Source organism: Clostridium sp. (genome assembly GCF_047718555.1).
In the GTDB taxonomy this organism is placed as follows: Bacteria; Bacillota; Clostridia; order Clostridiales; family Clostridiaceae; genus Clostridium_I.
The window spans coordinates 39,133-65,719 of sequence record NZ_JBDNRK010000001.1 but is presented as its reverse complement, the minus strand read 5'-3'; the positions used below and the strand labels follow the sequence as shown (position 1 = coordinate 65,719).

Sequence of the window (26,587 nt, the reverse complement as noted above, 5' to 3'; positions counted from 1 at the left end):
ATATTTTTTATAATAAAAACTATTCATCATCTTCACTTACTTCAACTGAATAATCATTGACATATATAACTTGATCTTTTCCCTCTTTAATTAAATACTTTATCTGGTCAGCAGTCAGTAAATCTTCTTCTGGCTGAAGCACAATGGATAAAGCCAGTGGTAAATTCATTCCAGATATAATATGTGTGTTTGGTCTTTCTTTAAAACTAAAGAATTTCTGATTTACACTTCCGCCTACCATATCAGTGAGAATAACTAATTCATCCTCTTCACTAACATTCTCCATTATCTCCTTTATCTGATCATCAATTGGCTTATTGTCACCATAAGCAGATAGAGGGAATAAATTATCTCTCTCTCCACCTATGAATTTCAGTGTTTTAACCATTCCATCTGCCAGTTTATCATGGGATGCTACAATAATTTTTCTCATAATCTTTCCTCCTGAATCCTCTTATTGCTTAAATAAGAAATAAAATAGCTTTTTAGGAAAATCTATTGATATTTCTTTAAATATTTTATTAAATATACCCAAATCAAAAACAACTAAGTCAGTATAAGATTTTTGTCCATATCCATAGCCAATGATTTGTCCATATTTTCCTTCATTCATTTTATTTATTAATACATTCTGTAAATCTTCTTGTATTTGTTTGATTTCTTCTGCTGAGGAGTCTCCATTTTCATAGAAAATATAAATATAATCAGCGCCAACGGACTTCATAAAATCATAATTATCCTTTTTATTGCTAAAGTACTCATTACATAAATTTATATGTGAAGTGGCCCCTCTTACAATATCTCCCCTGTTTTTCTTTTGTTTATTTATCTTAATCTCATTATAGGGTGTAAATATTTCACCACTGTAATCAGGCATTCCCCATTTCTTTCTTGTTATAGTCTCTGATATACGACTATACAAATCATGTAAGGTAATAAATTTTCTAGTATTAAAAAAGTCACTATTTTTATCTTTTTCAATAATAATATTACCCACATAACAATTCATATATAATTCCCCAAGTGATCTGTAAATCATCATCATGGCAATTGCTTCAGTTTCACCTCTGGACATTTTTAAAAATCTTTCACAAAATACATGTATATTGAATTGGTGCTTTTTTTTATCTATATCTAAAGAAGTTATTATTTCATAATCATTTATATTGACATCTTGTAACGCCAATGAATTATCTTCTTGATATGGAAAATCAACTGGTACTTCCCATTTGTCCTGGAGCTTTATTGGCATATTTTCTTTAAAACATTTCTTTAAATAGTTTCTGTTTATATCCCCTAATCCATCAAGTATTAATTGATTTTTTCCTTTATTTGTTTTAACTGTAATATAAATATTACCAAATAATTTATTTAATTTTTTACTGATAAATCGAACATTTTTTTTGTAAATTTCCTTATCAGAACTACTTAGATTCTGACAATGCTTTTCAAACCATTGCCAGAATTCTATGGTTTCATTTAAAAAGCTTTCCATAATAAACTCTCATTTCTAAAGTTATTTTCTAAAATTATGCTGATAATATGTGTAGTAAAGAACACAGCATTGAGAAAACAATTACAATTATAATTATTCTAGTGGTAGTCATCTTCTTCCAATCAAGCATTTTATATACAATAATTGTCAATACTGCTGGAAGTAGTGCAGGCATAATTTTGTCTAAAACATCTTTTTGTATAGATAAACTTACCTGACCAACTTTATAAACATAAGCAACATTCATTTTAATAACACTTGGGATAAGTGAACCTACAACAGCCAAACCAAGAATAGATGCCGCTTCTGTAAGAATATTCAGTTTATCACCAAAGGAGGTAATAAGCTTAAGACCAGATTTATAACCAACATCAAATAATTTTAAACGTACAAACAAAAATGCAATGTTAAGTATTAACCACATAATGGCACCTGTTGGATTTCCCTGAAGAGCCATATATCCTGAAATTGATCCCATAATAGTTGGAAGCAATACCCAAATCAATGTATCCCCAATACCTGCAAGAGGTCCCATTAAACTGGTTTTAAAGGATTGAATTGTATCAACACCTTCTATACCATCTTTTTCTTCCATAGCCACAACAGCACCTAAAATAATGTTTGCCATCCAAGTTGTAGTATTAAAATATTTAAAGTGATTATTTAAAGCAGCAACATAGTCATCATCATCCTTGTATATCTTTCTTAATACTGGAAATAATGCATATACAAAAGCTGGTCCCTGCTGGGTTTCATAGTTAAAGTTATTACAAGCCATACCCATATATCTTATTGCTGTACTGCGTAAATCTTTTGGTGTTACTACATATTTTTCATTTATTTCTTCACTCATCGTAATCATCTCCTTGTACTGCAGTATTATTTACTGGAGCTGTAGCAGCTTTAGTAAACATGTTATAAGCAAATCCAAATCCTATAATTGCCACTCCAAGTATAGGCATCTTAAGGAATGCTGATAATGCAAAACCAATCAATATATACATCAAATATTTTTTTACTGGCATATAATGTAAAAGAATTGCAATACCCACAACAGGTAATATTCCTCCGGCAATGGATAAACCATTAGTTACCCAGCTAGGTACACTGTTAAGTATAAAGCTTACTGCCTGAGATCCAAAGATAACACAGATAGCAGTTGGAATAGCTGTAGACAATCCAAATAGAACAGGTCCTAAATAAAGTATATTTTTCATTTTCCCAAATTGTCTGTTGTTAGCATAAGCTTGAGCCTTGTGAACAATAAAATTGTTAACAAGCTTAACAATTATATCCAATTGTATACCTAACATTCCAACAGGTAATCCTATTGCCAAACCTGCTTTAATACCTTGTCCTGTTTTTATTGCTATATATGCCCCCACAATTGTTGCCAATCCATAGTTAGGTACAGAAGACCCACCCAAGGAAGCAACTCCCAAGGCCATCAACTGGAAAGTTCCTGCAACAATCATAGCCGTTTTCATATCACCCATAATTAAACCTACTATAAATCCTACTATAACCGGAAAGTAGGTAATAACAACAAATCCGTTCTGATCTATAGTCATAAAAAATGCAAGCAAAATTATGAGAATCATTTGAATAATTGCAATAGTCATCTTTATCTCCTCATTTCATCATTTATTTTTAGCACTTAGTACATCAACAAAATTTTGTTCTGTATCTGTTGGAACATATTGAAGATTAACCGGAACACCTTTGTCAATTATATATTGTAAATCCTCTTTTTCCTTTTCTGTAATAGCCACGAATTTAGATATTTTTTCTTTCTCCTCTAAGAAAAACATGATGCCAACGTTTACTTTAGGCAGTTCAACTCCTGCATCTATTAACTTTCTTAGTGTTTCTGGTTCCTTTACTACGATAAATACTCTCTGAGTATCATAGTTATGATTATTGAAATTATTAATAGCCTTGTTAGTATCAATAATAGACATACTTACTCCCGCTGGTTTTGAAAGTCTCATGCTGGCTTTCATTCCCTCATCTTTACTTACATCATCATCAATAACCATAAGTCTTGTTGCCTTAGTTGCACTTGCCCACTGTGTAACTACCAAACCATGTATAAGCCTTTGATCGATTCTTGCTAATTGAATACTCATAATAATTACCTCCAAAATTTTATTTAAGAAAAAGATAAAAAGTGAACCATAATATTATTAAAACTTGTTAATAATATTATAATTTTATTTTTTTTGTATTAGGCATATCCTGTATATAGATGTCAATTCCTTTTGATTTTATATATTCAATATCCTCTAAATCGTTATCATCCACATAAACATTAGATGCTAGTAGTTTTTTCCCATTGGTGTTATACATATTTCCAACACTAATTTCTACAATAGGGATTTCACTATCTACAAGCTGTCTTGCAATTTTGGGAGTTCTGCAAACAATAAAAACCTTTTCATTATTTATATTATCTAATGTTTTCTTTATATCTTTTACATAACAGAAGATAACACTTGCTCCTGATGATCGTGTTGTCATTTTCATTAACTCCATCATCATTTTATTTTTCATAACCTCATCATCTGGAACTATAATAATGTTGGCACGTAAATAAGCTCTCCAAATAATTGCAATCTGTCCATGAACTAATCGATTATCAATTCTAGTTAACTGAATTTTATTTTTCACCTTTATCATTTCCTCTCACTTTATATATAAGCAAAGATCATGCCAAGTAGTGTAAACGTTCTTAGCACAATTTTTATATATACTTTTTAACGGCATTCTAGCTATTACCTATTTCGATTCTATTCTTCATAATATCATAAATAAATCCTATTTCAGAAAAAGGAATTTCAATGTTATAGTACTGTTCTATGACACTAAAAGCATTTTTAACTGTTTTTATAAAGTGTACATGATACTGTACAAAATTATCAAGCTCCGGATAATTCAAATTAGGATTTTTAATGATTACTCTTTCCATCATACAACTAATATGAATATATAGACTGATTTTTAAAAAGGAATCCATTTTTACTCCAAAACTGCGTTCAATTTTTACAACTGCATCTTCTACCTGATTAATTGTTTGACGAGGATTTAATATGGTGAGATAATCTACAATATTTTCCAAAGTAAACATCTTAACCATATCTTTATTTATATTATCTAAAATTCTATCATTAAAAATATCAGGAAATGCTTTCTTTAATAAAGAATCGCTTGCCTTTCTATTGATAAAAGTTTCAAAGGAAAGAAATGGTACATCTTTAACACCTGGATCTTCTGTTCCAATTATCATTTCTACACTGTAATCCTGCAGCAGACTTTGATTAACTCCTTTATTTTTTAGATCATAATAGTCTATAGTAAAAATAGGAATTTTATTTTCTGTATTTTCATCAATTAATTTTTTAATCATCTTTGCAGCACCTAACCTAGTTGTACATGTTGTCACAATAGCTTTTTTCTTTGATTTTTTCTGAATAACGCGGGAGTTTATATGTATTTTTTTAACTGAATGATCAGCAATAGATTCTATACTTTCATCATTCAATATTCGTTGACCTACATCTAAAGCTATAGCAGTTGATACATTATTAATTATAGCTATATTTCCTGAATAATGACCACTTAATTTTGTGTATATCTTTTCTAAGGAACCCATATCCACAAGAATAACCAAATCATTTTCTATATCTATTGTTTGACAATATTTTATAATTTCATCGTTTATATCATCAATAGTGGCTGTAAGCGGCATATCAAAGGACTCATACACATAACTTCCAAGCAAACGATTACTTGTACTAGCAATACTTGCCGCTGTTGAATAACCATGAGCAATTATAATGGCATTAATGTTTCTTTTCTTCAATGTTCTCTGCTGAGAATAGACAAACATAAACAGATATAATATAAAGATTTTTTTATTGGGAATACTAACTTCTCGCTCCAACTCATCTAAAATAACTTTTGCTATTTTAAATTCTTTGTGATAACGACTGCCAAGTTCATCAATTGCTTCGGTTAATTCTTTATTTAATACTAAGGATTCCATATTCTCATAAATATAAAGCACCAGATTTGTTAATATACCTACATGACTATTGTATTCATTCAATCCAAAATTCAAATAAGCATAAGATAAAATATTACGGATTGTTTTTTGCATAGATTCAAAAAATATATTCTGCTTATGCATATTTAAATCAAACATAACATGATTTATACAGCTATTAAATATACGACATATTTTAACATAAAATGTATCCTCATCTATTTCATTTTTCTTAAGAGCCATAATTCTACTGACAATAATCTGATTATAACGTTGAAGTCTTAATTTCTCACCTGTTCTTTGATTTACTTCTTTAGAATTAATATGAGAGATTTCTAAATCATTTACATTAAATGTATTTTCTTCATTAATCTCAGAAGATTTAAAAAGATTTTCAGGTAAGTGATTTATTTGAATAAAAATAGTTTCCCCCATATTTATCTTTTCTTCTGTAAGAGCTTTTGCACAGCTTAATTTAATTATATTTGATAGCTTTCCCACATTTCCTTTTTCAATATTATTTAGTAAAAGATTAATCACATTATTTTTTATAATCATGTTTTTCTTAATTAAGCTTGCTTCTTTTTTATAAAAGTTATATATAAGATCAAGTCTTTCATTTTGTGGTCTTTCTTTATAACTTGGTATCTTGATAATAAGGGGTATTCTTCTTAAAAAAGTATCTAGAAAATGTGATTCAGGATTTTCTGTAGTTGCAAACATCAATCTGACGTTTGATTTCCTATATTTGTCTGTTTCACCCATTCTTCTAAAATAACCTTTATCCATGAACAAAAATAGTTTTTCCTGGCCTTCAGAAGGTAATCTGTGAATTTCATCTAGGAAAAGATAGCCATTATCAGCAAGCTCAATCAAACCTTTTTTTTCTTGATCTGCACCTGTATAGGCTCCTTTTGCATGTCCAAATAAGATTGATGATAATAGTTCCGGATTATTGGCATATTCTGCACAGTTAAGTTCTACAAAATCTCCAGTACAATATTCACTTTTTAAAGCATATTCATAAGTCAATCTTGCAAATAAACTTTTTCCAACACCTGATTCTCCTACAAATAATGAGTTAAGACCTTTGGGTGGATAAATAACTGATGATTTACATTGGTCAATAATTGTTTTCAGGCTTCCCTCACTTCCAACCAATTGGCTAAATGGATTAATGTTTTTGTTTTCAGTATTTTTATTTTCAATACCCTGCTTTAAATATTGGTTAATCATTAAATAGGAATCTTTATCCTTTTCATAAACACTTCTGGAGAGAAAATATACCGGGCGAGTATTAACCTTAATTGCATTTCCTTCATTAACAAATTCATTGAGAAAATGACTTGCCAAATTTCTTTGTATATTTAATTCCTCAGCTATATCCTTAGCACTGACTCCTAAATCCTTATTGGGATCAATTTTCAATGACAGTTCTTTAAATTTTATATTTATTTTTTCTCTGTTTGTTGCCATCTTCATTACCCCTTTAAAATATAATATATTTCCATATTTAATATGTTCTTTAGTAAATACCCATTAAAATCTTAAGTAGCTTAGCTTAATTATTACAGTAAACGTATAAGTTAGATATAATAATCATATGAATGGAAAAGAAAAATGTCAAGTAAAGGTATAGGTAAATTAGATTGGATCTCAAAGTATATTATTAATTGTAATAATTTATAATAAGATTTTTCTATATACAAAACATGCACTAGAACCTCTTTAAAAAGTTCTAGTGCATATTAATATGTTTTAATAGATAAAATTTAATATTTTACAAGCTTATTTTTATAACACCTTTTTCTTTAGCTTTTACATAGCCAGTTTTAAAAGTAAAAGCTTTATTATCTGCTTCTAAAAAAATTATTGGAACAACTATAGACGGAATTTTTTTCTTTACCTCTTCAATATCTACTTTTAGAATTAAATCTCCTGCCTTAACAACTGCCCCTTCTTTGGTATAAAGGTTAAAACCTTCCCCCTTTAATGCAACAGTATTTAATCCAAAATGAATTAAGATTTCAAGCCCTGAATTACTCTTTATGGATATGCCATGTTTTGTTGGAAATATAGAAGTGACCATACCATCTACTGGTGAAAATACATTTCCATCTTCAGGTTCTATGGCAAATCCTTCTCCCATCTTCCTTTTAGAAAAAACATCATCATTTACATCATCTAAATTTATAATCTTTCCTGAAATTGGTACTAGAAATTCATTATTAACCACAGTTTTAGTAATATTCACATTCTTGTCCTTTTTTTCAATTCCTGATTTTTCATTAAACGAATTAAACATATTTATTCCTCCTTAAAAGATAAAATTAATATTGTAAACCTTTACATAAAAGATAAATAATTTACTTTTCATTATCTTTTTTCTATTATAACAAATCTTCTAATTCTTTTAAACTAATTTGATAATATTACAAAACTTTAGTACCTAAATTCCAGTAAAAATTTTGTTTTTACTGGAATTATATTTAATCCATTTATCCAATGACTACCATCCGTAATACTCCCAGCTTCTATGAAAGTGAGAGATAAGGTCTGCTAAGTCCTTGGATAACGACTTCTAAAGTATTGGTATCTCTTAAAACCGATAGCAAAATATGCACTGGAACCTCTTTAAAAAGTTCTAGTGCATATTAATATTCTTTAATAAATACAAATTTATCATTTTATAAATTTATTTCTATAACACCTTTTTCTTTATTTCATCAACATTTACTTGCTTATACGAACAACTGCTTTTACAATGTTTGACTTATCTTGAATGCTCTTATCCATGGCATTTTGAATATCATTAAAATCAAATACATCTGTTACAATGCCTTTTAGATTAACTTTACCACTTGCTACTGCTTCAATCGCCATAGGGTAAATATGCCGATAACGAAATACTGTTTTAAATGTTAACTCCTTATCAAGTGCTAAACTGATAGGTAAATTCATCATACCTGTTTTACTATATCCTACCAACACAATTGTAGCACCTTTCTTAGCAATTTGTATTGCCTGGTGTGTAGTAATTTCTGTTCCGGCTGTTTCTACTACAAGATCACAACCTCTTTTTTCAGTTAATTCTTCCAATACCTTCACTGCATCTTGCTCAGCTCCATTAATAACACCATCAGCACCTAATTCTATAGCTTTATCCAAACGTTTTTGCATAATATCAACCACGTAAACTTTAGATACACCTTCTGCTTTTAATGCCATCAGCGAAACAAGTCCTATACATCCAGCTCCCATTACTACTGCAGTTTGTCCTGCATGTGCACCTCCCTGATTAGCTGCATGAAAGCCAACAGCTAGAGGTTCAATTAATGCTCCTTCTAGTGTGCTAACATTTTCTGGTAATTTAAAACAAAGCTCTGCTTCGTGGGCAACATATTCCTGGAATACACCATCTACTGGAGGTGTTGCAAAAAAAACTACATCTGGGCATAAATTATACCTACCAGTTTTACAAAATTCACAGTATCCACAGGTTTTTCCTGGCTCCAGTGCAACACGATCACCCACTTTTAAATTAATAACATTATTACCAACTTTTACTACAATTCCGCCTGGCTCATGTCCAAGTACAAATGGTGGTTCTACTACATAATCTCCAATTCTGCCAGTTTCATAATAGTGCATATCACTTCCACAAATACCAACGTACTCTAATTTTACCAGCACTTCATTTTCTTCAGGATTGGGAATCTTTCGTTCCACAAATCCCATTTTTCCAATACCATTCATTACTGCAACCTTCATTGTATCTTTCATAAAATATACCTCCAAATTTTTCTTATATATTTCTGAAGTAAGTATAATTTTTAAAAGAATTAAGGTACAATTAATACCTTTACACTTTCAATGCTTTTTTGCATTTCTAGAGCTTCCTCCATCTTATCTAGTTCAAACTTATTAGTAATTATTGGTTTCACATTAATCTTCCCACTAGTTATTAAATTTAAAGCAGACAAATGAGTATCCGGATTTATTAAAGAACCTTTTATTATTAGTTCTTTTTTAAATATTTCAAATGGACTTATTTCCACTTTTACATCGGGACTACTTACTCCAAACAAAAGTATTTTAGTTCCTTTTTTTGCAATATGAAATGCACTTTCTATTACATATTTGTTTCCTGTGCATTCAATAATTACATCTGGACCTTCTCCAAGATATTTATTTAAATTATTTTTAAAATCTTCTTCCATTGGATTTAATATATAGTCAGCTCCTAGTTCTAAAGACGTATCTCTTCTCTTTTCTATTGGTTCACTTACTCCAACTATACTTGCTCCTGATATTTTTGCTAATTGAAGCATAATTAACCCTATAGCTCCAGCTCCTAATACTAATACTTTATCTCCAGGCTTTATTTCAATGTTATTTATTCCATGTAAACAACAAGCTGTTGGCTCTACCATAGCTGCTTCCTCAAAGCTTATATTATTAAATACATAGGCTTGCTCTTTAGGAACTACACAATATTCACTAAAACCTCCATCTATATTTACACCTAGAGCTGTTAAATTCTCACATAATTGCTTCTTGCCATTTCTACAATAATCACATTCACCACAATATATATTGGGATCAATAACTACTTTATTGCCTATTTTTATATCTTCAACCTTACTACCTACTTTAACAACTTCTCCTGAATACTCATGACCTAATATTATAGGTGGTGTTACTGGCGCTGAGCCTTCTTCACCATTAAAAATATGAATATCTGTACCACAAACTCCGCAAGCCTTGACTTTAACTAGTATTTCATTTTCCGTCATTTCCCTACATTCTCTATCTTCTACTTTTATATTATTTTTACCATAAAATACTGCAGCTTTCATACTCATATTCCTCCAAATTTTTAAAAGTTATTTATTTTTAAATATATTTACTGACATTTAATATCTTAAATTTAAAACTTTAAAACAACGATTAATAATCTCCTTAGCTTTGCCTAATACCTTATAAACACCACCTATATATTAATTCTACTAGTTTATTTGTATAACATCTTTATCCTTAGCCTTCACCTGTCTAGTTTCGAAAGTAAACGTTCTCTCATTTAATTCCAAAAAAATTACTGGAACAACTATAGAAGGAACCCTTTTCTTTACCTCCTCAATATTTACTTCTAAAAGTAAATCTCCTGCTTTAACAACTGCTCCCTCTTCAGTACAAAGATTAAAACCTTCACCTTTTAATTCAACAGTATCTAATCCAAAATGAATTAAAATTTCAATACCAGAATTACTTTTAATTGAGATAGCATGTTTTGTTGGGAATATAGAAGTAATGCTTCCATCTACTGGTGAAAACACTTCCCCATTTTCAGGTTCTATAGCAAACCCATCTCCCATCATCCTCTGAGAAAAAACTTCATCACTTACATCATCTAAATTTATAATCTTTCCTGAAACCGGAACTAAGAATTCATTATTAACTACAGTTTTAGTAACGTTTACACTTTTATCCTCTTTTTTAATTCCCAATTTTTCTTTAAATAAATTAAACATATTCATTTCCTCCACACATAAATTTATCTTTTAAATCCTTTAATAACTGCATTTATTAACTTTTAACATCTTATAACAATTATAATGTACAATTTATATTTAATATTTTAAACCTTTTCACAATTTCAAAAAACACGTAACAAATAAAATAACATATTTCCTTACGGTGACGTATATCATTGCCATAATTTTTATAAAATCTTTACTTGAAAATAAATTTTGTTTATATTTTTAATAGCTACTCTTTATTCTCCTTAATTCTTTGCAGATATTTATTAAGTAGAATCTCAAATAATATTATAACATTTCCATAAAATAAATTAGGTAATTTATTACGATCATCCATCGCATGCATATCATGTATTTTAAAATTAATATCAGATAGCTTTCCTATAGTACTTTCAATATTTCCAATAAATGAAATCATTTTAATATGATTTTTTTTTGCGTACTCAGAAACATCTACTAAGTATTTTGTTTCTCCTGATTTAGAAACATTTATGAACAATTTGGCTTTTAGTGTATTCACAGCATAAAGTTCATGACAGTCTGAAATAATGCAATTAAATCCCATAATAAGTAATTTTCTAGTAATATATTCTGCAATAAATAATGAAAGTCCAAAACCATAAGTGTATATAACTTCATTTTTATTTTCTATTAGCATATTTATAAATTTATCAATACTATCATCATCAATTGACAATATTTCATCTACATTAACACCATAATAGTCGTTAAAAACTTTTCTATCATAATAACTACTTTTATTTCTTAATTTAAAATGTAAATTATAATACATATCCAAAAAACCTGAATACCCTAATTTTTTAGATAAATTCATAATAGTTGTAGTACTGGTATAATGCTCTTTTGCAATTCCCCTTACGCCAATTTCCTTTACATTATCTATATTATTTATAATGTAAATAAGTATTTTTTCTTCAATCTTACTTAAATGATACTTATCAATTATCTTTGAAATATCTAATTCAAACATAAATCCACCTCAAATACAATATTATTGAATAACTTTACTTGTTACGATAATATTTAATTATATACCAACAATATAAAATATAAAGTTATAGATCAATAATTTAATAATTGTATAATAAGGTTATCATTAATATCTTATTAAATACTATCTATCTGCTACAACTTTAAAATCATAACAGATAGATAGCATATTTATAATATAATTTATATACAAAATATTATTTTAATTCAGGCCAATATTCTTTGTTCACTTCAATTAATTCATCCAATATCTTCTTAGCTACTGCTGCACTAGGTACAGTTTTAGAAAGGGTTATTGCCTGCCATAATTTTTGATAGGATTTTTCTATCCAAGCTTCTACCACCAATTTTTCTACTGAAACCTGCTGTTCCATTAATCCCTTTTGGAATTGAGGTATTTTACCTATTGTAAGTGGTTCTGGACCATTACTTCCTACAAGGCAAGGTATTTCTACCATAGCTGTAGGATCAAAGTTTTCTATAGCTCCATTGTTTGGAACAATCAATAACATTCTTTCCTGTGTATTGAAAGCTATAGCTGTAGCAAGGTCAACTATGAATGATGCATGTTCTTCTATATGAAGTTCACAATCTTCTGTAGATTTATTGGCAATAACTTTTCTGCATTCACCAAATACAAATTTTTCTCTACCATCCATTACTTCATTTGCTCTTGTATATTCCTTATTTGAATGTTTAACAGCATAATCTTGGAATAGGTAGTATTTTAGATAAGTATTAGGTAATGTTTCTGGATCCACAGCATACACATCTTTAGCTTTAGCAAAAGTATCAGCCCAACTTGCCTCAACATGTTGAGTGTCTCCTTTGTCAACTACATATCCATATTTGGAAACATGTTCTTTTAATTTAGGCATTAAATCATTTCCAGCTTTGTCACGAACATCTGTCCACCAACCAAAATGATTAAGTCCAAAATATCTAATATTCATGTCTTTTCTTGAATTTAATCCAGCTATTTCAGCCATACGTGCTTCTATACCTATTGGCATATCACATATATTTAAAATCTTTGAATTAGGTCTAAGTCTTCTAGTGGCTTCTGCAACTATTGCTGCAGGATTAGAGTAATTCAACATCCATGCATTAGGTGAATATTTTTCCATATAGTCAAGTATTTCAATAACTCCACCAATGGATCTCATACCATAAGCTATTCCTCCTGGTCCACAAGTTTCCTGACCTAATACATCATATTTCAGAGGAATTTTTTCATCTAGTTCACGCATTGCGTATTTACCTACTCTTATGTGAGCCATTACAAAATCTATATCTGTAAAGGCTTCTTCTGGATCTGTTGTTGCATGAAACTCTATATCAGGTGCTTTCTCTTTTAATATAATTTCACATGCTCCAGCAACTATAGCCTGTCTTTCTGCATCATTATCATAAAATTTTAACTTTCTTATAGGAAATCTTTCTAAATTGTCTAGTAACATTAATACTATTCCAGGAGTAAATGTACTTCCACCACCAGCTATAGTTATTGAAAATTTCTTCATAATAATATTCCCTCTTTCAATTTTTTATTTATATAAATTTTTAATATAAAAATTTAAGCAAGTTTAATTATTGGCAAGATATTTATCAACTTCATTTCTTATACCGTTTACTTTAGGTCCATATACAACTTGAACATTATTACCATTCTCAATTACTCCAGATGCTCCTGTAGTTTTTAATGTAGCTTCATCTAATTTATCTAAATCTGTAATTTTTACTCTTAATCGGGTAAAACAGTTGTCAACGGTTTCGATATTATCTTTACCTCCCAAGGCTTCCACAATTGTACATGCCAAACCAATTTCTTCATTTCCATTAATTTGTTTTCCATCCTTAGACTTCTTATCTTTATAATCCTTTTTAGTAAATAATTTAACTTCATTATCTTCTCTACCAGGAGTTTTAAGCTTTAATTTTTCAATTAAAGTTTTAAAAACAAGGTAATATGTCCCTAATTGAACTAATCCCACTCCTATATATATAGGCCATCTAGTTCTGGAAATTCCCGCTGGTAGATTATATACAATAAAATTTATAATTCCATCACATCCAAAAGTTCTAACTCCAAATAGTACTGCAATTGCTTCAAATACACCATCCATTACAGAATGAACTAACCATAAAAGTGGTGATACAAATAAGAATGTAAATTCCAAAGGCTCCGTAATACCAACTAAAACGGATGTTGCTACTGCTGGTATTAAAACAGCTTTTAATGTATTTCTATTTTCTGGTTTAGCTGTTTTATAAAACGCTAATGCTGCTCCTGCTAAACCAAACATTTTAACCATACCAAACTGTAAATATTTTGCTGATGGATCAAAAACTTTTATTGATGGATCTGTTAATTGTGCTAAAAAAATATTATAAGCTCCTAAATATGTTTTCCCATTAACCGTTAATGCTCCACCAATATCAGAATAAAGGAATGGTGTATATATCAAATGATGTAATCCAGTTGGAATTAAAAATCTATTTAAGAATCCGTATAAAGCTATGCCAAAAAAACCTGATGAGTTTATTAAAGTTGTTAAAGCTTTAATGCCTAAAGCAACAATCGGCCAAACATAACTTAGTACTATTGCCAATATTAGCAGGATCGGAATTAATATCATAAATACTAATTTAGTATTGCCATATATAGCAATGGCTTCTGGAAACTCTTTGTTACAAAATTTATTATGGACAAATGCTATTGTTACCCCTAGAATCATTCCTAGGAAAACTCCCATATCTATTACCTGAAAACCTAATAAAACTGTTTGTCCAGTACCAGCTAAATCAGAAGCAACTTTATATTTTATTAGCCTTCCTGTTAAATTAAGCCATGCATTGTTAGCTCCTAGGAAAAATAAAAATGAGAATACTGCTATAAGTGCAGCTTCTGCTTTCTTTTCTTTAGCCATTCCCATAGCTATTCCTACACAGAAAATGAGACTTAAATTTGTTAGGAAAGTCCAAAGTCCACCACCAACGAATCCACCTACATTGATCAATGGACTTCCTTTTCCTACAATACTTGGGTTACTTATAATACCAACAATAGCTAGTAGTATACCAACAATAGGTAAGAATAATATTGGAGCAACTATGGATCTTGCAAAAATTTGCATTCCATTTACTATTTTGTCTTTCATACATTGGTTCCCCCTTATTAACATTTTAATAAATTTCAGTTAATTACTTCTTATTAAAATGTTTACATTTTTAATATTAACAAATATACTAATCTAGTTAAATACATTTCATACATAAAGAAACATATTAAGTTAAACGATAACATGTTTTTTTATTCTTATCTTTCATGAGTACTCCCTCCTTGTTTTAGCTTACTGATAGAATTTATTATCTATTAAATTAAATAGTTATGTAAACATATGTATGTATTCGTTTACTGAAATTGTTTACATTTATAATTTAACAGATCCATTATTATAATTAAATAGTTTTGGGGCATTAAAAAACCTGTTAATCTCATTCATAACAGGTTTTTTAACAATGCATAAATATGTTCTATATTTTAATGAAAGCTATCTTGAAAGTATCTATGATATCTCATATAGCCTTTCATCAAATCTCCTTGGCATTGCCAATGCTTCATCTATATCATCATCGGTTATTTTATTGTCTCTTATTCCTATAACTATTGTACGGAATTCATTAAACACAATAGAAAATATTTATTTACTTTCAATTACAGCCAATGCCACTGCACCCATTACCCCTGCATCTGTTCCAAGTCCAGCTGGTACAATCTTGCAGGATTCAGCCATGGCCTTAAAGCATCTTGTATTCACCACTTCTTTAACTTTGTCAAATACAATATCTCCACCCTTTGAAACTCCTCCACCAATGACAACCATTTCAGGATCAAAGGTAACAATAAGGTTTGCCACACATATCCCTAAATAATTAAGACTTTTGTCCAGTATTTCAGAAGCAACCTTGTCTCCTTTTTTTGCCTCTAAGAAAACTTCATAGGAGGTTACATCATCATAATTCTTTAAGGAAGTAGGTTCTTCTCCTAAAACTGCCTCCTTTCCTCTTTTACCGATGGCAGTTCCTGATGCCAGTGCCTCTGCACAGCCATAATTACCACAATTACATCTAGGCCCATCCTTTTCCAAAGTCATATGCCCAATTTCAAGGGCATTGCTGGTATTGCCTCTGTAAATCTGTCCATTGAGAACAGCACCACCGCCAATTCCAGTACTTACTGTAACAAAGACCATATTTTTAGTACCTTGTCCCGCCCCGAATATAAATTCTCCAACAGCTGCAGCGTTTCCATCATTATCTAAATAAGTAGAAACTCCGAACTTATCCTTTATAGGGTCCACTAATTTGAAATTTTTAAAGGGTAGATTTGGTGTTGTTATTATTATTCCATTTTCAGCATCCAGCGGTCCTGGTGAACCAATTCCAATAGCTTTAATATCCTCTGCACTTTTATTCCCATCCTTTAAAACCTTGTCAATAACCTTGATTACTCTTTCCAGTACTGCAGCTTCACCTTCAAAAGCATTAGTTGGAATGGTATATTGACTTAATACGTTTCCATCCACATCTGACAAAGCTCCACTAATTTTAGTTCCTCCTAAATCAATTCCTATAACATATTCTTTTGCCATCCATCATTCCTCCATCTACAGATAAGTATTTTAAATATTACGTAATTCAATATATGGTATATATAATAATTTAGCTTAACTATATTTCAACAGCTTTTATAAAATTATATTTTTAAATATATCATATAATAATGATAACTCGTATTGACTCAATTTAATATGATATCGTTTTTCTATTTCTTCAAAGATATCCTTTGAAACATCATAAAATTCTTTCTCTTTATCTGTACATTCAATTTTATTCTCATTTTCATGGTATTCCGATGTCATTAATCGTTCAATCATAAAAGCAATATGCATATATAGATTAAGTTTAATATAGCCAACTAAATGCATATCATAATACTGTTCATATCTATAAATAACATTTTCCACCTCATTAATCACAATATTTGGATTTAAAAAAGTCAGCCTACTGGCAATACCTTCCATAGAAAAGAATTTTATAAATTCTCTTTTCAAATCTTCAAATTTCTGTTCGTTTATTTCAGATTTTAATGCTTCCCATAGGCACCTTTCACCTTTTCCATCTAAAATATCATAGACATTTACCCAGGGTATAGTTGTAATATTAGGTAAATTTGAGGTTGTAATTATTAGTTTTGTATGTTTGAAATTATCTTTATTGTTTTCTTCAATTAAATTTTTTAAATTCTTATAATCCATTGTAATAATATCCATGGTTTCATAATTAATGAATCTATCAATAATTTCTTTTATTTTATCGGAAATTCCAAGCCCAGACATACAGGAAATAATAATATTATCTCCCTGTGCAATCCCTTCAAAATATTGAACACCTATTGTATAAATACTCTTTGCCTGTTCCGCTATGTATTTAAAAGATACATTCTGAAGCATTTTCATGCCAACATCCAAAGCAATTGCAGTTGTCACATTGTTCATGATAAGTAAATCGCCCGACAAATGATTTTTAATAGAAGAATACATTTGATTTAAAGAGCCCATATCCACTAACAAAATAACACCTTTGCTAGTATTCACTTTTTCAAGGTAAGCATTAACTTTTTCAATAGTTTCTGCCAAAGAGATCTCCATAGGCATATCAATAGATTCAAATATAAATGTACCACAGTTTTGATTTGCCACACACTGAATACTACTTGCCGTGGCATTGCCATGGGCTACAATCAAACCTTGAAGTTCAATAGTTTCCACAATATATTCTTGAAAAAAAAGAGTATTAATAATTTCCAAGCATTTACATGTCCCAGTTATTATTGTGCCAAGTGCCTCTTCTAGTTTCATAGCAACATAGTTAGCTTTTGGAGACACAAGTTTTAAGAAATTTATGATTTTACGGAAATCAACTTTAAGTATCATGTCATCTTGAAACATTAAAAGTACACAATACATAGGCTTAAACGCATCCTTTGAGCAATGAATTCCATAACGTTCCATAATTATTTGGCACTTTTCCAGATAGCTTTCTCTGAGAAATAAATTCTGTTCCAAAAATAATAGATCCAAATACTTTTTAACAGAACGGGTTAACTTTTTAAAGGCAATTACAAGTTCTAATTTAGCCGTTTCCATACTTTCATAAGAAATCTGAGAAATTTCTTGAAAAAACACAAGAAATTTTTCTTTTATATTTAAAATATCATCATCTTCAACTTGAGGTAATTCCTTACTATACAATATTTTAAGAGGGCTTAGCTTTCTGCTGGCTGCACTACTAAACTGTATGTTTGAAATATCAGGCATACCCTCTAGAGTAATACTCAAAAATGGCTGGTTTATTTGCTTTGTAAAAGCATTAGCACAACTAATTTGAATAATATTTTGAAGAGTTCCAATATTCCCCTTAGGTTTTGAAAAACATAATGCCTCTATAACATGTGTATCCACTACGATATTCTTTTGTATTTTTTTTGCCTCTTTATAATAGAACAAATTAAGCATCTGTAATCTCTCTACAAAGGGACGGTTGATGATACTCTCAATGTGAATATGAACAGCAATTCTACGTCTAAAGGTTTCCAATAATACCTCTTCAGTACGCTCTGTGGTAGCAAAAATAAATCGTACATCAGATTTTTTCCATTCATTGTCTCCCAATTGACGGTATTTCCCTGTGTCCATAAATAAAAATAGCTTTTCCTGGTTGGCATAAGATAATCTGTGAATTTCATCCAAAAACAGATATCCACCATCAGCCTCATTTAAAAGCCCTTCCTTGTCGCTGTTTGCCCCAGTAAAACTTCCTTTTTTGTAACCAAGCAATGTAGCAGACAGAAGCTCTGGATTATTTGCATAATCTGCGCAGTTTAATACTACAAAGGGTGCTTTGAATTGAATTACTTTTTGTTCCAAAGCATATTGATAAATCAACTTGGCAAGAAAACTTTTTCCAACACCACTTTCACCTGTAATAAGTATAGGTAATCCGTTGGGAGGATAATTAACTGCGGCCTTGCACTGTTCAACAACATTTTTCTGACTACCATGACAACCGATTAGAGCACTAAATGCATTCATTTCCTGTTGTCCTTCAATTTTTGTAATATTATCTTTACAATTGCCTTCAAGATTTGTATTATCTAATGTTATATCTTCATTTTCAATCCCATAGGCATTGGTAATACTCCAATATACAGGTCTTGAATTTGTTTTTTGCACCAAATTTTGCTCAAGTAAACGATTAAGATAATGGCTAACTACTTGACGGCTTAAATGCAATGCTTCTGATAATTCCACTGCGCTAATCTGCACCTTTTCCTCACACATCTTTTTCATCATATCATAAACTTTATCTTTTGCCTGCATCTCGGTATTCCCCTTCCATATATAATTATTTTACAATAAATATTTTCATTTGCCTATGGAATAAAAGGCACTTTTTTAGACAAGCAGATTTCTAAGTATCAATATTTTCGATACTTAGAAATCGTTATCCAAATAAATTCGTGCCTTATCCTTTAATTACTTATTTTTGCTATTTAACATTTCTAACAATAAACGCCTCATAAGGTCTTAAAGGCGTGTTCACCCGTATTTCCTGATAATTACTGATAACTTTCTCCCACTTTTCATAAAAATAAGGTTTAAGATCATCTATAGCCGTCTCTTCCTCTGAAAAATTAGCTGCAATAAGCCATTTTTCACCTTTAAATTCTCTTTCATATACGTATAGATTAGGATGTTCAGGAAGATAAAGCTTAAAACTACCCTCTGTAAGGATTTCCTCTTCATGACGCAGCTTAATCAGCTTTTGATAGTAGTAAAAAATAGAATTTTTATCTTCAAGTGCTTCCGCTACGTTAATTTCAGAATAACGTGGATTTACCTTAATCCAAGGTTTACCTGTTGTAAACCCTGCATTTTCAGAGTTATTCCATTGCACTGGAGTTCTGGCATTATCACGGCTTTTTTTCCATACTGCAGCCATAAAATCTTCTTCTGAAATAGATTTATTTTTCTGTACTAATTCTCTATATGCATTATGGATTTCTACATCATCATATTCTTCAAGCTTATAATGAGCATTTACCATGCCGATTTCTTCTCCTTGATAAATATACGGTGTTCCCTGCATACCATGAAGTATAGTGGCAAAGGCTTTTGCACATTCTTTACGATAATTTGTATCATTTCCCCAGCGTGAAATAATTCTAGGCTGATCATGATTTTCAAAATAAAGAGCATTCCATCCATGATCAAGTAGTTTTACTTGCCAATTAGATAAAACACGTTTTAAATCTTTAAAATCCAAATCTTTTACAGCCCATTTTCTATTTGGAGAATTTGGAATTCTATCAAGATTCATATGTTCAAAGGTAATAATCATATTTAATTCTTTTCTTTCTGGATCTACAAATAATCTGGCAATCTCTGAGTCAGATCCAGGTGCTTCTCCAACAGTCATACAGTCATATTTTGATAATACTTCTCTGTTCATTTCCTGCAGATATTCATGAAGTCTTGGCCCGTTAGCATGCATAAAGCCTGTAATATACTTTTGTCCTGGTTTATCTGGATAATCAGGAAAATCTGTATATTTAGATATGGAGGCAATTACATCCATACGCCATCCGTCTACCCCTTTATCCATCCAAAATTTCATTAAATCATAAACTTCCTTACGAACTTTTGGATTTTCCCAATTTAAATCCGGTTGCTTCTTTGTATAATAATGGAGATAATATTGATTTCTTTCCTTTGAATATTCCCATGCTGAACCACAGAAGCTGGAGCCCCAATTATTTGGTTCACTGCCATCTTCCTTAGGATCAAGCCAGAAATAATAATCGCTATATGGATTATCCTTTGATTTTTTACTCTCTTCAAACCAATAATGTTCGTCAGAAGTATGGTTTGCAACTAAATCCATTACTATTTTAATACCTCTATTATGCGCTTCCTCAATCAATTTTTCCATATCAGCATTAGTTCCAAATTTTTCATACATTTTTCTGTAGTCGCTGATATCATAACCGTTATCATCTTGAGGAGACTCATAAACAGGGCTGATCCATAGAACATCAATTCCCAGATTCTTTAAATAATCTAATTTTTCTATTATACCATTTAAGTCACCGTATCCATCCCCATTTGAATCTTTAAAACTTCTCGGATATATTTGATAAACAACTGCTTTTTTCCACCAATTACTCATATTAATTCTCCCTATTTTAAAATTAAATTATGCAATACCTAGTGCAGAGATTAAAATTCCTAATACGATAACGCCGATTAATAAAATATTTATGCTTACTTTCTTCTTTTGAAGTAGATAGAAGCATAGAAGCGTTATTCCTAAAGGTATAATACCTATAAATATTTGATCAAGCATTCCCTGCAGATTAAGTACGGACGCACCGCCCATTTTCAATTGAATAGTAGTCTTAAATGTTACCATCTGACTAGTCATACCACCTACCATGATTAAACCTACTATACTTGCAGCCTTAGTCAGTATATTGATTAATCCGCTGGAATACAGTTTTTCTATATATTTTGATCCTAGGCTGTAACCTAAAAATGTTGCATAATATTTTACAGCTATAGATGGAATATTAAATAGAAGTAAAAATACAATTGGTGCAAGAATGTTCCCAGACTGCCCCATACTAACAGCAACTCCGGCAGCAATAACTCTTATAACTCCCCAGAAAATAGAATCTCCAATACCCGCCATTGGTCCCATTAGACTTGATTTTACTGCATTAATAGATGTAGTATCAAAATCTTCACGCATACTGTTCTCTTTTTCCATGGAAGCTGTAATTCCCATTATAAATGTAGACACAGGAATAGTTGTATTAAAGTATGACATATTACGTAATAATGCCTCTTTTTTATCCTTTGGATCTTTATAAAATTTATTGATAAAAGGCATCAATGAATAACAGAAACCTGAAGCTCCTTGTTTTGCAGGACTTACAGAAGAATACAAGGTAAAGGATCTCCAAAAAGTCTTCCTAAGCAATTTTCTTTCTTCTACTGGAATATCTTTAATTAAATTATTACTCATCGAAAAAATCCTCCTCTTCACTATCAGTTACCTGAACATTTTGACTAACGCCAGCTTTAGCTAATTGACTTATGTTATAATCATTGGATGCAATAACGATTGCAAGTATTATGCCTAGAGCTGCAAGGGCAACAAGAGGTAATTTAAAATATGCAACCACTACAAAACCCAGAAAATAAAATACAGCTATCTTATTATTCCATAGAAGTTTTAATAACATTGCCATACCAACTGCAGGTAGTAAGTTTCCACAGATTGTCAAGCCATTTAATATAAAATGTGGTATTGCATTTAACAAAGCTTTAACTGCATCAGAACCTACAAGTATACCAAAGAATGCAACTAATGAATATAGAAACCAGTTAACAGTCCAAAGTCCATAGTGTAAAACTGTCATTTTTCCATCTTCACCTTTTGCTGCAAGTTTATCGAAAACTGGAGCAAAGAAGCCAACTAAAAAAATATATAAAAGATTCTTAACTTGAAGACCTAAAATACCAATTGGTATAGCTAATGTCAAGGCAATTTCAGATCCTCCTCCCAGCATAATTGCAAAAGCTACGCCTACCGCAGTAGCAATACCCGGCTCAGCTGCCGATGCACCTCCGATATTAACTACTCCCATAAACACTGCTTCAAGTGCTGCTCCTATTAGAACACCTGTGTGCAAATCTCCAAGCATCAGTCCCACTAAAGGACCTATAACAATAGGTCTGTTAAGCATAGTGAAACCTGCCAGTTCAGCACCCCCCACACATACAAAAACAGCAAGTGCTACTAAAATCGCCTGTACTATCATTTTTTATTCCCCCTTCTTATCAATATTATAATTTCATCTTTTGAATAATTTCCTTCATTGGTTTTCTTTCATCTGAAGGAACCACTTGAAGACTTGTATTAGGCTCAATTTCTATAAGCTTTTTTAAGGAATCGATTTCATTCTTTGTAAGCATAACCGTTGGACTTATTGTTGTCTTTTCAGATGCATCAATTCCATCAAATCTTCCCACATTACCTATATTCATATATTCTATACCTTCAGTATTCTCACGAATTTTCAAAGCATCTTTAATATTTCTTGTTAACACTAAAATCCTCATTTTTGTTGCTTTAGGATTATTAAGTACTCCAATAGCCTCATCAACAGATTTTACCAATAATTTAATATTAGCTGGTACTGCCATTTTTAATGTCATCTTCTGCATTTCATCCTTTGCAGCTGCATCATTTGCCACAACAATACCCTTAACTCCAAGGTCCTTTGACCATGCCATTGCAATTTGTCCATGAATTAATCTATCATCTACTCTTAATGCTACTATCATTTTTCATACCTCCATTTATTTAATCTTCTAAAAAATCTTCGTCACTTTTATCGTTTACATTGATTTCCACTAAATTCATCTGATTTCGGCTTTCTTCAATAATCTCATTTAGTCTCTCTTTAGTTACTGCTTTTGTTTCCATTATTACTGTTAATATAACAGGAAGATTAAAACCAGAAACAATAAATACATCTAATCTTGATGCATATGCTACAATTTTTTGATTAACGCTGCCACCTAAAATATCAGTAAAAACAAATACCTCTTCTTCCGGCTTAATGCTCTGGAAAAATTTTTCGATACTCTCAGTTACATCCTCACCCCCATCTACATAAGCATTAATGCATGTAATATCTGCCATTCTACCTACTAAAAGTTCAATCGTACTTTTAGTACCACTAGCTAAAGTTCCATGAGTTGCAATTAATATCTTTTTCACTTTTCTGTACTCCTTTCCATTTATATTAATTTTAATAATTTTTAACTTACACTTTAATATAGAGCAAATCTCGTGCCAAAATTTTTAGACATTAAAAATTCCTCTAAATATGGCGACTTCTGTTGTACTATTATGTATTTTGTATATTAAATTTAGACACTTTAAAAAGTAAAAACTATATCTGTCTAAAAAATTATTCTTAAAGAAAATTTTTTGGACACTATTGCATGTGTGTCTAATCATCTAATAAATTTGTGTTACAATGTAAACATAGTAATTTATTATTTTTCAATATATTTAATATCTTCATGATTTTTTTAATCAAAACATAGAAAAAACCTCTGAAATCACTATAGAGTGAATCAGAAGGCTTTAATGAAAATGAAAATTCAAATTTTAAAAATTTTTCATTATAAATAGAAAAAATTAGTTATTAATTTCTAAAACAACAATATCGAACAAAATCGTAATTTTAAAGCAGTACTTTTTCTAAAGTATGCTGCAATTTAGCTTACATATTTATTTATCTAACAAATATACTCTAGCTTCATAAGTCCTCAATTCAAAAGACTCTATGCTGCTGCTTTCATCTATATCATAATTTCCTATAACTAATTCTTTAGAACTATATTGTAATTCTCCTGGCATATTAAATACGGGATTTTTTTCTGTAAAATTGCATATTACCAAAAGCTTTCTATCTTCTAAAGTCCTTGTATAGGCATATATTTCCTCATTATCTTCAAAAATTAAATCGTAAGTACCATAGACTACGATATCATTTTTCTTACGTATATCAATTAGCTTTTTGTAATAATTAAAAATAGAATCTGAATCCCTTAATTGATTTTCCACATTAATTTCTTCATAATTTGGATTTACTTTTATCCATGGAGCTCCTGTGGTGAAACCTGCACTTTCACTGCTATTCCACTGCATAGGTGTACGAGCATTGTCTCTGCTTCTGGCATAAATCCCCTGCATCATTTCCTCTGGATTTTTTCCCTTGATATTTACAAATTCATTGTAGGCATTTATAGTTTCAATGTCCTTATACTCTTCTATAGAATCAAAGGCTACATTAGTCATACCGATTTCTTCTCCCTGATAGATATAGGGAGTTCCCTGCATCATATGAAGACAGGTTCCAAGCATCTTAGCTGACTGTTTCCAGTACTTTTTATCATCTCCAAAACGAGAAACTACTCTAGCTTGATCATGATTATTCCAATATAAGCTATTCCATCCCCCATTTTCTAGTCCTTTTTGCCATTTTGTCATGACTCTTTTTAAATCAACTAATTTAACTGGTAAATTACTCCATTTACCCTCTGGTCTATCTCCTAATCTCATATGTTCAAATTGAAATACCATACTTAGCTCACGTCTATCTTCTCCCACATATTCCATGGCCTTTTTAGGAGTTACATCTGGTGTTTCACCTACAGTAATTATGTCATATTTTGACAGTACTTTTTCATTCATTTCCTTCAAAAATTCATGAACTCTTGGCCCATTAAGAGAAAGAGGTCTGAAATTTCCATATAGACTTCCTTCTTTCTTCTCACCATCTGGGAATTTCTGATCTTTTGATATAAAGTTTATAACATCCATTCTAAATCCATCAATACCTTTATCAAGCCACCATTTCATCATATCATATACTTCATTACGAACCTTTTCATTTTCCCAGTTTAAATCAGGCTGCTTTTTAGAGAATAAGTGAAGATAATACATATCTGTGCTTTCATCATATTTCCAAGCTGAACCACTAAAACAAGAGCCCCAATTATTTGGAAGCTGTCCATTTACTCCTTTTTTCCATATATAGTAGTCTCTATATTCATTATCTACAGACTTTCTACTTTCCATAAACCAGGTATGTTCATCAGATGTATGATTTACTACCAAATCCATCATGATTTTTAAACCCTTTTCATGAACTTTCTCAAGTAAATTGTCAAAATCCTCCATAGTTCCAAACTCAGTCATAATATCTCTATAGTCACTGATATCATATCCATTATCGTCATTTGGAGATTTATAAATAGGACATAGCCAAATAACGTCTATTCCAAGTTCCTTTAAGTAATCTAATTTCTCAATAATTCCTCCTAGGTCACCAATTCCATCTCCATTGCTATCTTTAAAACTTCTTGGATATATTTGATATACAATGCTTTCTTTCCACCATACTCTCTTCATATTAAATTACACTCCCCATATATGCTTAATTTATATAAAATTATCCCCTTAATACCTTTTGCTTTTTATCCTATAACTAGCCCATGAATGATATTCATTGATATTCCTATATTGTATAGATCTGTAAATAAATTTCTCAAAAAAACTTCTTAGATTTCTAATAGTATAGCAACTATCAATTCATCTAAGAAATCTTTCTATATTACATAATTTACATATACTAACTATAAACAGAGTTCTTAGTATCAGTATTTATAATACTTAGAAATCGTTATCTAGGGACATAGCCACTCTTTACTCCCACTTGAAGAAGTTGGAGTATTAGAGTGGATAGTCATCGGATAAATTATTACAGCAATTTATTTCAGAATAAAT

22 protein-coding genes and 1 pseudogene are annotated in these 26,587 nt (G+C 30.5%); all 23 read right to left on the bottom strand.

Features of this window, described 5'->3' with window-relative positions; translation table 11 throughout:
* Positions 1-19 precede the first annotated feature (19 nt).
* The 23 genes and pseudogenes from ABF633_RS00270 to ABF633_RS00160 all read right to left on the bottom strand — a co-directional run bounded on the left by ABF633_RS00270 (position 20) and on the right by ABF633_RS00160 (position 26,212).
* Positions 20-433, bottom strand: a complete 414-nt coding sequence (locus tag ABF633_RS00270; protein WP_415520866.1) for a PTS sugar transporter subunit IIA — start codon at positions 431-433, stop codon at positions 20-22.
* A 21-nt stretch (positions 434-454) separates the two neighbouring features.
* A complete protein-coding gene (locus ABF633_RS00265) occupies positions 455-1,495 on the bottom strand; it encodes a hypothetical protein (RefSeq protein ID WP_415520864.1) in 1,041 nt (346 codons plus the stop codon).
* A gap of 34 nt (positions 1,496-1,529) precedes the next feature.
* On the bottom strand, positions 1,530-2,348 hold the full coding sequence (locus ABF633_RS00260) for a PTS system mannose/fructose/sorbose family transporter subunit IID (RefSeq protein WP_415520862.1): 819 nt from the start codon (positions 2,346-2,348) through the stop codon (positions 1,530-1,532).
* Complete coding sequence (locus ABF633_RS00255; protein WP_415520860.1) at positions 2,341-3,117, bottom strand: PTS mannose/fructose/sorbose/N-acetylgalactosamine transporter subunit IIC; 777 nt, start codon at positions 3,115-3,117, stop codon at positions 2,341-2,343. Before ABF633_RS00255 ends, ABF633_RS00260 begins: the two co-directional genes overlap by 8 nt.
* Before the next feature lie 18 nt (positions 3,118-3,135).
* Positions 3,136-3,624 carry a PTS sugar transporter subunit IIB gene (locus ABF633_RS00250; RefSeq protein WP_415520858.1) on the bottom strand — a complete coding sequence of 163 codons (489 nt, stop codon included), beginning with the start codon at positions 3,622-3,624 and terminating at the stop codon, positions 3,136-3,138.
* Positions 3,625-3,700: 76 nt separating this feature from the next.
* Positions 3,701-4,174 (bottom strand): PTS sugar transporter subunit IIB, encoded by a 474-nt coding sequence (locus tag ABF633_RS00245; RefSeq protein ID WP_415520856.1) that lies wholly within the window; start codon positions 4,172-4,174, stop codon positions 3,701-3,703.
* Between the two features lie 88 nt (positions 4,175-4,262).
* Positions 4,263-7,016 (bottom strand): sigma 54-interacting transcriptional regulator, encoded by a 2,754-nt coding sequence (locus ABF633_RS00240; RefSeq protein ID WP_415520855.1) that lies wholly within the window; start codon positions 7,014-7,016, stop codon positions 4,263-4,265.
* Positions 7,017-7,320: 304 nt separating this feature from the next.
* The gene (locus ABF633_RS00235; protein WP_415520853.1) at positions 7,321-7,845 is read right to left on the bottom strand and encodes a PTS sugar transporter subunit IIA; all 525 of its coding nucleotides are present in this window, start codon (positions 7,843-7,845) and stop codon (positions 7,321-7,323) included.
* 428 nt (positions 7,846-8,273) lie between these two features.
* Positions 8,274-9,323 (bottom strand): NAD(P)-dependent alcohol dehydrogenase, encoded by a 1,050-nt coding sequence (locus ABF633_RS00230; RefSeq protein WP_415520851.1) that lies wholly within the window; start codon positions 9,321-9,323, stop codon positions 8,274-8,276.
* Between the two features lie 59 nt (positions 9,324-9,382).
* Complete coding sequence (locus tag ABF633_RS00225) at positions 9,383-10,399, bottom strand: zinc-dependent alcohol dehydrogenase family protein (protein WP_415520849.1); 1,017 nt, start codon at positions 10,397-10,399, stop codon at positions 9,383-9,385.
* Between the two features lie 150 nt (positions 10,400-10,549).
* Complete coding sequence (locus ABF633_RS00220) at positions 10,550-11,071, bottom strand: PTS sugar transporter subunit IIA (protein ID WP_415520848.1); 522 nt, start codon at positions 11,069-11,071, stop codon at positions 10,550-10,552.
* Positions 11,072-11,309: 238 nt separating this feature from the next.
* Positions 11,310-12,071, bottom strand: coding sequence for a MurR/RpiR family transcriptional regulator (locus ABF633_RS00215; protein ID WP_415520846.1), 762 nt, complete (start codon positions 12,069-12,071; stop codon positions 11,310-11,312).
* 217 nt (positions 12,072-12,288) lie between these two features.
* The gene (locus ABF633_RS00210) at positions 12,289-13,614 is read right to left on the bottom strand and encodes a 6-phospho-alpha-glucosidase (RefSeq protein ID WP_415520844.1); all 1,326 of its coding nucleotides are present in this window, start codon (positions 13,612-13,614) and stop codon (positions 12,289-12,291) included.
* Between the two features lie 63 nt (positions 13,615-13,677).
* Positions 13,678-15,252 carry a PTS transporter subunit EIIC gene (locus tag ABF633_RS00205; RefSeq protein ID WP_415520842.1) on the bottom strand — a complete coding sequence of 525 codons (1,575 nt, stop codon included), beginning with the start codon at positions 15,250-15,252 and terminating at the stop codon, positions 13,678-13,680.
* A 408-nt stretch (positions 15,253-15,660) separates the two neighbouring features.
* Positions 15,661-15,759 (bottom strand): annotated as a pseudogene (locus ABF633_RS00200) (ATP-dependent 6-phosphofructokinase); the annotation flags it as partial.
* Between the two features lie 36 nt (positions 15,760-15,795).
* Positions 15,796-16,746 carry an ROK family protein gene (locus tag ABF633_RS00195; RefSeq protein WP_415520840.1) on the bottom strand — a complete coding sequence of 317 codons (951 nt, stop codon included), beginning with the start codon at positions 16,744-16,746 and terminating at the stop codon, positions 15,796-15,798.
* 96 nt (positions 16,747-16,842) lie between these two features.
* Positions 16,843-19,536, bottom strand: a complete 2,694-nt coding sequence (locus ABF633_RS00190) for a sigma 54-interacting transcriptional regulator (protein WP_415520838.1) — start codon at positions 19,534-19,536, stop codon at positions 16,843-16,845.
* Positions 19,537-19,705: 169 nt separating this feature from the next.
* Positions 19,706-21,385: a glycoside hydrolase family 13 protein gene (locus ABF633_RS00185; protein ID WP_415520837.1), complete on the bottom strand. Its 1,680-nt coding sequence runs from the start codon at positions 21,383-21,385 to the stop codon at positions 19,706-19,708.
* A gap of 27 nt (positions 21,386-21,412) precedes the next feature.
* Positions 21,413-22,243 carry a PTS system mannose/fructose/sorbose family transporter subunit IID gene (locus tag ABF633_RS00180; protein ID WP_415520836.1) on the bottom strand — a complete coding sequence of 277 codons (831 nt, stop codon included), beginning with the start codon at positions 22,241-22,243 and terminating at the stop codon, positions 21,413-21,415.
* Positions 22,236-23,042: a PTS mannose/fructose/sorbose/N-acetylgalactosamine transporter subunit IIC gene (locus tag ABF633_RS00175; protein ID WP_415520834.1), complete on the bottom strand. Its 807-nt coding sequence runs from the start codon at positions 23,040-23,042 to the stop codon at positions 22,236-22,238. The genes ABF633_RS00180 and ABF633_RS00175 overlap by 8 nt, the downstream gene beginning before the upstream one ends.
* A gap of 25 nt (positions 23,043-23,067) precedes the next feature.
* Positions 23,068-23,568 carry a PTS sugar transporter subunit IIB gene (locus tag ABF633_RS00170; protein WP_415520832.1) on the bottom strand — a complete coding sequence of 167 codons (501 nt, stop codon included), beginning with the start codon at positions 23,566-23,568 and terminating at the stop codon, positions 23,068-23,070.
* A 19-nt stretch (positions 23,569-23,587) separates the two neighbouring features.
* Entirely contained in the window at positions 23,588-24,007 is a 420-nt protein-coding gene (locus ABF633_RS00165) for a PTS sugar transporter subunit IIA (RefSeq protein WP_415520830.1), read from the bottom strand.
* A gap of 519 nt (positions 24,008-24,526) precedes the next feature.
* Positions 24,527-26,212, bottom strand: coding sequence for a glycoside hydrolase family 13 protein (locus ABF633_RS00160; RefSeq protein WP_415520828.1), 1,686 nt, complete (start codon positions 26,210-26,212; stop codon positions 24,527-24,529).
* Positions 26,213-26,587: the final 375 nt, after the last annotated feature.